Raw genomic sequence first — 10530 nt, forward strand, 5'->3', positions numbered from 1 at the left:
ATTCCTATCGTCATCGTCTCGTCGGCGCTGCCGCCCTTTTCAAGGCCACTCTTGATCTTCACCTTCATTTTAGCGATGTAAGGTCCCGTTCCAACTAGACGTCCCTTATTGCTACGTGCATTCCACGCAAAGAAAATCTTGCCCGGATTATCGTAGCAGTTCGACTTTTCCGGATTGGACTCGTTGTAGAACACCTTCTTGTCGTTGCATTGAATGCTACCGTCAGAGTTGTTCACGAAATTTCCCAGATGCGTAAAGTAATAGGATTCCCACCCAATCTGAATCAGGGCTAGCGCCGAATCCCTATCGGCTCCAGTCGGCAGGTTCATAATCATCGTCGTCGCAAGTTCGCCAATGTTATAGTCCAGCAGCAATCCGGGAATGCCCAGGCTATCGACCACATCCTCGACCCTCTTGTTCGAACCGACCCGAATCGGCACGATATCGTCCTCTTCCTGCCACGGTGCAATTTCCTCGCTCAATGTCACAAGCCCAGGCGACTTGATTTCGACGCGCTGACTACCCGTGATGCGAACCTTCGGATTTCCCCAATGAGCGACATTGCCGCTACGGTCTTCAAGTAATCCGGGTTCAATCCGCACAAAGTCACCCACTTCAGGAAGGGCACCCGATGCAGACCTCCGGAAATAAATCTTGAACACGTTGCCCTGCGCATTTTTATCGGAACTCACGATGCTCAATGAATCCATGAAATTGGCCGTATCGCGGTAGAATACAAACGACGTCATTCCATCGGCAGCCGCATTGACAACGCCCTCGCTCAGGTTGATAGTCACCAAGCTTACTTCGTCCGACGTCGGCTCGACAGTCGCACTCAACACGACGGGCCCCACCTTGTCCTCGATCGAGGTATTCATCGTAAGCCTCACTTCTTCGCCCGAATCCTCGTCGGTATAGGTGTAGTGGTACAACAGGGATCCAGAATACACCTGGTCCGCAAGCCCCGTGAACACATCCTTGCGAAGTCCCTCGGGATCGTACAGCGATATCACCGAATCCAAAATGACCAGCGGCCATACATTTTCCATTCCAGCGATCTTATGGAACTCCGTTCCGCCAAACGACCACGAAAGCGTATCGGGCACCACATCCTTGAAGCGCTTGCTAAAGGGTATCGAGAGACTGTCAGGAATTCCGTCTCCGTTCACATCGAACATCTTGGCCTTGTGCGCAAAGGGTACGGGCGGTTCCTTGAAATGGATATCCTTCCACGTCAGAATATTTGCTACACTGCCACTCCCGATCGTAAAGAAAGCATTCACCATGGCAGAATCGCCCACCACGTAAAAACTCGCATAACCCAGCGAATCCGTCGTAAGGCTTGTAATGCGCTGGTTGTTTTCGTCCAAAAAACTGAGCGGATATTCAGTATCCAAATTCAAGGGAACCACACAGTTGACCATCGAACCGCTTTCCATATTCCCGCAAGGAGTCGTCCCGAAAAGCACCACGATTTTCAACGGAACCGTATCCGGGTAAGTCACGTGAGCAAGCAGGGTATCGTTCTTGCCTCCGTCAAGCCCCATCGCATCTCCACGCAAGGTATAGCCCGTCGGATCAAAATACGCGGAGTCCGTCACATGGAACACATCCACGAAAGCAATATCCGGAAGCGGATATTCGGGAACCGTGAAGGTCACTACCTGGTACTGGCTACGGTCTGACGCCAGGTAGCAATACAGGGCGTACTTTCCCGGAGCAAGCAGGCGGGAATTAACGAAGGCAGAAGTGTCGACCTTGAAACTCGCCATATTCTCGCTGATAAAAATGCCGCCGTAATTCAACCCCGACTCAAGCATCACGCCGTCGGCAGGGAAGCTTCCGCCCTTCAGGATAAACAGGGAAGGAGCCAGCTGGTCGCGGGCGCTCTGCACGCTGGACACGTCGCAACTGATGGACTTGTCGACCAGCAGCTGGTGGAACTCGTACTCGACGGAACCGTCCGTACTTTCCTTCTGTTTCGAGAAATAAGTCCTCTGCGTCTGCAAGTTGATGGAGGTGCGCATCTTGAAGTTCGCCCCCGTCGCGTTGCGTTCGGAATAGAAAATGTGGAAAGGATAAGTTTCACCCTCGACCAACTTCAGGCTCGGATCGTTCTTGCCGATGGTATCCAGGTTCACGGCGCCTTCTTCGGGATTATGGCAGCCGCCGATATCCACCACCAGGCGGTTGTTGATATACACCCATACGTCGTCATCGCCGCGGAACTCGAAATACTGCCCCTTCACGTACTTGAACTCCGCCGTCACCTTCATGGCGTAGCTGTAGTTGTGCTTGCAACCCTGATGTTCCTTGTACTTGTCGTTCTTCGGGTTCGGAATCTTGCTCGAAGAATCCGCCGTATAGAGATACTCGAAATCGTCAATCGGATAGAAACCCGGATGCAGGGAATCGCCGCAGGTACCATCCAGCGGCTGCGAAATGTCGGCCAGCCAGAAACCTTCCTCGTCCATGGTCAGGTCGATATCGCGACAGACGGAATTCTTGTACTCGTTGCCGTCCACCACGATCGTTTCGGGAATAAACCACGTCTCGATTTCATGGGCCGCCGAACACGTGCCCCACGGATACACGGACGCATCCACGCGGGCGGGCGCCCCGTTCACCAGGGTATCCTGCACCATCCCCTTCACAAGGCCTCCGCACTTCGCGTTCGAAGCCGACACGCCCAGCGAATCCAGGTACGTCACCATGGTGTAGTCATTGCCATTGTAGATTCCACCGAAATCCACATCGATACTGTCGTCAAAGGATTCACCCGCCCAGTCGACGACCATCGCCGAAATCTTCATCGTGGGACAAATCCCGAGCACCTTGGGGTAAGCCGACGAAACACGGAAAGGAACCGTCGTCATCCACACCGTATCCGTCTCCGCAAAAATGGAATCCAGGTTGATCAGCTCGCCCGGGATAGTATCTAGACCGCTCCTCGAATAATATTCGAAGCCGAATGCCTGCCTAAAGTACACCTCCCAGGAATCGACATGCTTGTAAGAAATCCCCTGGTACCATCCGCAGGTATCGCTGCTGAAAGGCCCCATCTTAATCGTATCGTCGGGAACGATCATCATCGGAGTCATGTTGTCCCAGGGGCTCATCAGGCGAACCACCTTCGGTTCGAGCGGAGTAAACGAAAGGTCGAACTTGCCGCTGCTATTGGTAAACAGCCATGCCTCGTAGACACCCGTCGGGAAAAACACCGAAGCGAGCGGGCGCGACCCTTCCGCAAAATACGTCACCTGCGGCCATTCGTTCTGGCAACGGTACAAGTTGAACTGCGCCATCGTGGAATTCCAGTTCGAGGAATTCACCGTCTCGGGCGCAAAGTCGTAACGATACCAGTAAGGGTATTCGTCCTTCACCATCGGTGCGGGGTTGTTGACGATATTGTTCCCGACCGTGAAATAGACCGCGGTATCCCTGAACGAAGTGTTGGTACGCCACGGATGGTACACATGCAAGGTTCGCGTCGAATCGAAACATTCGCCAAGCGTACCGATCTTGGAATCTACCGTCGCCCCCGCCGTGCCGTCCACGAAAACCGTATCCAGCACCGAGAAATAGTCGCCCAGTTCCACAACACCCTTGGCGGGGTACGACAAATAGGGCGTATTCAGGCGGATAAAGTGGGCGGACTGTACCGGGTTCCGCGCAAGCATCGTAGGTGACACCGCACCGTAAAACCAGCCACACTTGCTAGGGTCATCCTGCGCAAAACGCATCATCACGGAATCGTTTCCAAAAATCATCTGCGGCAGAGCCTTGTTTCCCCAGGGGCTCTTGAACCACACCATCTTGGAACCCGGCGCCACGAAGGACTTCGTGTAGCTCATGTCCGACGGGTCCGTATAAAGCCAGACTTCAAGGTCGGTACCAAAAAGGGCGCTCATCTTGAACTCGCCGCCCTCTTTCCAGGCTTCGCCATTATTGTTGTTGTAATTACCATCGGCTGTATTCGGATAGATGCTCACCGTAAAGGACATCCAATCCTGAAAATCCGTCACGTCCTTGTTCCAGGTATAGCCGAACCAGCCATTACCCTCGTCGGTCGTAATCGTCGAGGAACCCGCACCAAAAGAAGGATTGTAGCCACCGCCAGCCCCACCAAGAATATGCAGAAAATAGCCGTCTTTTGAGGCATCGTTTCGCCATGGGGACTGGATATGCACCGTAAGCGCTGCCTGGGCGAACGCTACAAAAACAAAACAGAACAAAACCAACAAGGCCTTGTGCTTCATAAAACACGGCTCCTTTTCTCACAAACAACTTCACCCTAAAGATATATTTATTATCCCAAATAAAAAGAAATATCAGCTTTTTAACGGAAAAACGTTGAGAATAGCACAATAAAAAGGGGGAAGTATCCCCCTAATTGCAGCCTCGGCCAAGGTCCCCTGAGCTGGTACACCAAGCTTGCCGAAGTGCTGCCGAAGGGCCGAGTCTTCCATTACCCTCACGCCTAAGGGCTCCGCCCTTAAGAACCCGGATTTTAATCCTTGACAAAGCGAGAGTCGCGACAACAAGTTTACTTGTTGGCAGGACCGAGCGAACAAGGATAGCCTTTGGCTAATCCTTAACGCAACGAACATAGACGGCAAAGGACTTAGAGAGGTCGGACAGTTTCGCATTCACGTAGTCGCGGTTCAAGCTAATACCGTACGCGCTGTTGTCCCCATACTCAGTAGAACCCCAGAAATACGTGTTGCTGCCTACGCCATCGAAAGTGTCAAGGTACCTGAGGCCAGCAGGGAGCGCAGCAAACCCAAAATCATCTGTACCGTTGCCGTTAGCGAACCAGCCCTCATCTGTACTAGTGAACCAGCCCATCTGCGACTTGAGAATCTCGCCCGCATTCGACTGGCCGCCCACCGCCGTAAGCAGGGCTTCCCACTCGGACTTGCTCGGCAGATGCCAGCCCTCGGGGCAGATTCCCTGCACCTTCGCAGGCAAGGTACAGGTCTTGTGATAGCCGCAGTCCTGCGGATTGCCTGCATCGGTCGCAAGCTTTACCGAGTCTATTGCCGCCGCCCAAGTGTACATGCGTCCACCCACGTCGCAGTTCTTTGCAACATTGTTGTAGCACCAGCTCCTACCCTTCAGGCTAGAGGTCTTGGAACTATCAGCATAATTCAGGTTTTCGGCAAACCAAGTCCTGGAATATCCGCTACCTTTCGGAGCAATCGTCACAATATTGTAGACCATCTTGTCGCGCGGGTCTATCATGGTATCGTATTCTATTTGAGGATTATAATATATTTCTTTCGGATAGTCCCAACTCCAAATCGATGCACTAATCCAGCTGTTTGCAAAGCAGTAATACCTGTTCTTGCCGTCCCTTGTTGTAATGACCTTGCCTTCAATTGCGGAGGCACAGTCTTCTACTCCATTTTCCCTCATCCAATAATTGCGTATGAATTTCTCGAAATTCGGGGCTTCGCCTAGCCCCCAGTTTGTCACATTGTCGCCGATTTTTACGAGAAAGCCACCGAGATCCGCAACCATCGCCCAGTCGGCAATTTTCGCCTTGGTCGCGGCGGCATTTTCTCCGTCCCATTTGCCGTCCTTTTCCATGTCATTCGAAATTTCCGTCAAGAGTACAGAAAGCGCAGTCTCGTCGTCTTCCCCCTGCAAAAGAATCGAAATAGCAAGCAACGCGGCGTCTGCATCGGTCTTGCCAAACACATCCAGGTCTTCGGATTCACCCTTGAAGCCCGTGGTGTCGATATGGAACTGCTTGAAGATTTCCGCCTGCGCCTGTTTCTTTGCCGCACGGACAGTCATCCCCTTCTTTGTCACCAGGTAGAACACGCGGTCCTTTTCCAGATGCGTAAGCAGGTTCACGTTTGCGGACTTGCGCATCAGCATGTTCGTATATGCCTGAAGCTTTATCGCAGTCGAAGTCGGCTTGCCGGTCACCTCGTTCCTATATTTTCCGTCCACCACAATCAAGGCGTATTGGCTGACCAAGTCACGGGACTGGAAACTGTAGCGGCCATCATCGCTTGTAATTTCGCTTGTAAAGTTGCCGTTCGTCTGCTTGAGCGTACGACCGTCGGAAAGTTCATACAGCAACACCGTCGAACCCTTGAGAAACGGTCCCTTCTGCGAAAAGCCTGTCAAAGTATCCAGCGAAATCGCAATCTTCTCGGAATCGAGTTCCAAGGTGTCGGCATCGTCTGCGCCGCCATTGCCGCCAAATTTCAAATCGAAGGACTTTTCCCCGCACTTGACGGTCACCGTGGAATCGGTCTGTTCGGCAACAGAGCAGCCAACACCAGTATCACCCTTGTCGCCTTGAATACCTTGCTCACCATTCGCACCAGTATCACCCTTGTCGCCTTTGGCACCATTCAGCACCACGCCGATGGAATCCCCGTTGCAGACGATCTTTAAGCCGCTCTTGTCCTTGAGTTCTTGCGTCTTACAGCTGAAATCAACGTTCAAGTCTTCCAAGTTCGTGACACTCCACTCGCCATCGACACACAGACGGGTCGATTTATCTTCCTTCACGTAGACAATATCGCCCTCATCATCACCAGTACACTTCGGCAAGTCGTCCTCAGAGGCGACAATATCCATGCCCGTCTGGTTGATTGTATTATTTTCAACGGTATCACCGCAGGCAGCGAAAAGAGCAGCCACAAAACATGCTATGATCACCCCCTTACAGGGTGAAATAAAAGAGAAAACATTTTGTTTTTTGGATATGAAGGCCCCTTTGAATGTTCTACAACTTTCAATCTATATTTTTTTCTACAGAATGCAAATACGGCTCACTCAAAAGGGCCAGCGACAAGCGATAAGCGAATTAACGAATTAAAAGCGGTTCCCGGAAAGGAGCCGCTTTGTAGTATAACATAAAATCTGATTTGTTATTCCTCGTCCTTTACGCAACGAACAGAAAAGGCTCTGCCCTTATCGCCGCCGCGGTCCAGGGCCGCACTCTCGGTGTTGAAGGCCAAGTGTATGAAGTACGCGTAGTAGGAACCGGATTCTGTAGAACTCCAGAAGCGCGCGTAGTTGCCTTCGTAGTTGGAATAGCCATCTTTGTCCCTGTTGCCAGCAGGGAGCGCAGCAAACCCAAAGGCATCCGTACCGTTGCCGTTGTTGATCCAGCTCGTCTGCGACTTGAGAATCTTTCCCGCCGTCGACTGGTCGCCCACCGCCGTAAACAGGGTCTCCCACTCGGACTTGCTCGGCAGATGCCAGCCTTCGGGGCAGATTCCCTGCACCTTCGCAGGCAAGGTACAGTACTTGCCAGTCGGCAGCTGTCCGCAATTCTGCGGATTATCCGCATCGGCAGCAAGCTTTACCGAGTCTATTGCCGCCGCCCAGGTGTACAGGCGGCCGTACTTGGCGCAAGTGTCTGCGGAGTTGTTGTAGCAGTAGCTGTTCTCCACTTCGTAGTTCAGGTTTTCGGCCATCCAGGTATTCCCATCGATTACAACCGTCCTATACAATTTTCGATTACGCTTGTCTAACATTTCACCATATTCGACCTCTGGATTAAGATTTTCCGATGTTGTTTTTTCTGCCAAGATTCCATCGAAACAGTAAAATATTTTTCCATCAAGCAGGCTCCATTTGTTACTAACCTTCCTTTCTTCGTCATTATCACCATCGTTGCATATTTCTACGCCATAGGTCGCCGTGATATAGTTTTCAATCAGTTTTTCAAACTCACCCACAGACTTGCCATTACTCAGGCCCCAGCCTTCCACGTTCTTGCGAAAAACGGACAAATCCTTAGAAAACACCCAGTCGGCAATTTTCGCTTTTTTTGCGGAGTCTCTCCACTCGCCATATTCTGTGATGTCATTCGAAATCTCGGTCAACAGCACCGAGAGCGCCGTTTCGCTGGAATCCCCCTGCAACAAAATCGAGATGGCAAGGAGCGCCGCATCGGCATCGCTTGAACCAAACACGTCCAGGTCTTCGGATTCACCCTTGAAGCCCGTGGTGTCGATATAGAACTGCTTGAAGATTTCCGCCTGCGCCTGTTTCTTTGCCGCACGGACAGTCATCCCCTTCTTTGTCACCAGGTAGAACACGCGGTCCTTTTCCAGATGCGTAAGCAGGTTCACGTTTGCGGACTTGCGCATCAGCATGTTCGTATATGCCTGAAGCTTTATCGCAGTCGAAGTCGGCTTGCCGGTCACCTCGTTCCTATATTTTCCGTCCACCACAATCAAGGCATACTGGCTGACAAGATCGCGCGACTGGAACGTATAACGACCGTCATCACTCGTAATGACACTCGTAAAGTTGCCGTTCGTCTGCTTGAGCGTACGCCCGTCGGAAAGCTCATAGAGGTAGACCATAGACCCCTTGAGGAAAGGTCCCTTCTGCGAAAGACCGCTCAACGTGTCGAGAGAAATGGCAATCTTCTCGGAATCGAGTTCCAAGGTGTCGGCATCGTCTGCGCCGCCATTGTCGCCAAATTTCAAATCGAAGGACTTTTCCCCGCACTTGATGGTCACCGTGGAATCGGTCTGTTCGGCAACAGAGCAGCCAACACCAGTATCCCCCTGTTCACCGTCATCACCTTTATCCCCCTTGGCACCGTCTTTACCCTTGGCACCGTTCAGCACCACGCCGATGCTATCGCCATTGCATATAATCTTGAGACCGCTCTTGTCCTTGAGTTCCTTCGTGGTGCAGGAGAAATCAAAATCCGAAACCCCTTCCGATTCCTTCAACGCGAACCACTTGCCGTCCACGCAGATGCGCTCCGAAGTCTCGCCCTTCACGTAGGCATGACTGCCTTCGTTGTCCTTGTTGCATTTAGGCAATTCCGACACGTCAGCAACAATAGCGGTATGTTCCGCTGCCACCTCGACAATTTTTTCGGTTGTTGAATCTTCGCCGCAGGCGGAGAGAAGGGTTGCAACGAATAGTGCGGCAATCAAACTAGTTTGATTTTGGTTCATTAGTCTTGTAATCTTTTGCTTCGCCATAGTATTCCTCGCGATGACGTGAATAAAAGATGCTTGGAATCAGTCCATACATACAAATGTATGATTACAAAATAGAATATCAATCACAAATAAATTATCAATTAATTAAAAAAGGCACCCTATCGAGTGCCTTTTTTCTAAAACGCAGGGCTATTCGCCACATTTACCGTATAAACCAATCTTATAAATGCGGATGGTATTCTTGACATCCATGTGGCCACAGGAATTTTCAGGACTGGCGCTGTAGCAGGAACTTAAGCCCATCTGGGAATGGTTTACTTCTAACTGAAAGTACATGCTGCTTTTTAGAACCTCTTCCAGTGAAGGCGTTGAAGCCGGTGCCCAGCTAAGAAGCTCCAACTCGTTAAAGTCTAATTGAAATACCGACTTATTTCCTTCGCTCTTTGGAACATTTACGCGCCAGTACCACTGCCCCTCGGCAGCCGGGAACATCTGAAAGCTGCTGTTCGACTCATAAATCAAGCAGATTCCCTTCCAGCCGCTAATGTCAACAGGCTTTTCATCAGGAGAAAAAACAAAGCCAATAGTAGCATAAGGATCTATCTTCGGCACAAAATTGCGGTTTGGCCAATACTCATCTTCACTGGGCACATATTCAACCCAGTCGTAACTTAAATTGAAATCGACAATCATTGCCGTATCCGTATAGGTAAATTCAACGGTAGACTTACCATCAGGTTCGTCCTGCGCATCAACATGCGTCCACCACCAGCCATCATGACTGAGACTGTCGAATGTGGCAAAATTCTCCTCGGTCAAGGCATCGTTGAAGAATGTCCTTACGCGCTTACCATACGACGGAAGCCAGAGAACATCCTTCTCGAACTTGATCGAATTCTCTTGGGTGGTGCTCTCCTGATTCTCTGCGCTCGTGGAGCTGGAATCGTCGCTGCAGGCGACAAAACCTACCGTAAGTGCAAAAATGCACACGCTCGTGAAAAGCTTATTCATATTTCTCTCCTTGACTTATTAAAAATAATGTAAACTAATCGAAACAAAAAGTCAAGTAAACTTTTATAAACAGCAGCGAATCACACAGAAAAATCAAAATAATCATGGGGGGGGGAAGCCTCCCCCTCGCGAAAGCCCTGCCAAATCCGGCACGGGCCTCCTTGCGATATCTGCACTCACTCGCTAGCCGGCTGCACCGGGGCTCGTTCGTCACAGATCTCGCGGTCGGCCCTGACATCGGCACAGGTCTTCCGCTACCCCCTCGCCTAGGGGGCACCCCCTAACACCCCCGCGCCTAAGATCCCCGCCTTCGCGGGGATGACGTCGCGGGAAACGCGGGGCGGCGCATAAACGAAAAAGCCCCTTCCACTGTTTACAGTGAAAGGGCCGTGAGCCATAAGCGACCGGTATTGACCGGTCGTGATGGCGAGAGTGAGCGCCAGCCCGGAGCATCCTTGCCGGAACGTGGCGCGAGCGGTCTGTAAAAACGAAGAGGCCCCCTGCCAGTTAGGCAGGGGGCCTCGAGAATCCAGCGGCGACCTACTCTCCCGGGCCCGTGGGCCAGGTACCATCGGCGATG

At 51.6% G+C, this 10530-nt stretch carries 4 protein-coding genes; all 4 read right to left on the reverse strand.

Going from position 1 to position 10530, the window contains the following annotated elements:
- The coding region (locus Q0W37_RS14500) for a fibro-slime domain-containing protein (protein WP_297702261.1) at positions 1 to 4259 on the reverse strand (4259 nt) is incomplete at its 3' end.
- A gap of 328 nt (positions 4260 to 4587) precedes the next feature.
- Positions 4588 to 6663, reverse strand: a complete 2076-nt coding sequence (locus tag Q0W37_RS14505; RefSeq protein ID WP_297702262.1) for a fibrobacter succinogenes major paralogous domain-containing protein — start codon at positions 6661 to 6663, stop codon at positions 4588 to 4590.
- A 230-nt stretch (positions 6664 to 6893) separates the two neighbouring features.
- Entirely contained in the window at positions 6894 to 8951 is a 2058-nt protein-coding gene (locus Q0W37_RS14510) for a fibrobacter succinogenes major paralogous domain-containing protein (RefSeq protein WP_297702263.1), read from the reverse strand.
- 177 nt (positions 8952 to 9128) lie between these two features.
- Positions 9129 to 9950: a hypothetical protein gene (locus Q0W37_RS14515; RefSeq protein WP_297702264.1), complete on the reverse strand. Its 822-nt coding sequence runs from the start codon at positions 9948 to 9950 to the stop codon at positions 9129 to 9131.
- Positions 9951 to 10530 lie beyond the last annotated feature (580 nt).

It is taken from the genome of uncultured Fibrobacter sp. (assembly GCF_947166265.1).
Taxonomy (GTDB): domain Bacteria; phylum Fibrobacterota; class Fibrobacteria; order Fibrobacterales; family Fibrobacteraceae; genus Fibrobacter.